The organism is Bradyrhizobium sp. TM233, from assembly GCF_036247965.1.
Lineage (GTDB): Bacteria > Pseudomonadota > Alphaproteobacteria > Rhizobiales > Xanthobacteraceae > Bradyrhizobium > Bradyrhizobium ottawaense.
Genome location: NZ_BTIG01000410.1, coordinates 1 through 339 on the forward strand (window position 1 = coordinate 1; position 339 = coordinate 339).

Annotated in this window: 1 protein-coding gene; it reads right to left on the reverse strand. The window is 65.2% G+C overall.

What is annotated here, in order from left to right; all coding sequences use genetic code 11:
• Window positions 1-339, reverse strand: a 339-nt coding sequence (locus AABA86_RS34605; RefSeq protein ID WP_338309943.1) for a cytochrome c biogenesis CcdA family protein, incomplete at both ends; no start/stop codon positions are given.

Genomic DNA, 339 nt, shown 5'->3' on the forward strand with positions numbered 1-339 from the left:
CGCCCATGGCGCGCTCGACATTGACGAGATGGCCTTTCATCCGCGCGAACAGCGCGGAGAACTGCTCGATCATCAAAGCGGCGATCAGGAAGGGAATGCCGAGACCGGCGGAATAGACCGCGAGCAGCCCTGCGCCCTTTGTCACTGTGGCCTCAGCGGCGGCGACCGAAAGGATCGCGGCGAGGATCGGGCCGATGCAGGGCGTCCAGCCGAAGGCGAAGGCGAGCCCCATGATATAGGCACCCCAGAGGCCGACAGGCTTGGGGATCGGCAGCCGTCCCTCGCGCATCAACAGGCCGATGCGCGTCAGTCCCAGGAAGTGCAGGCCCATGATGATGA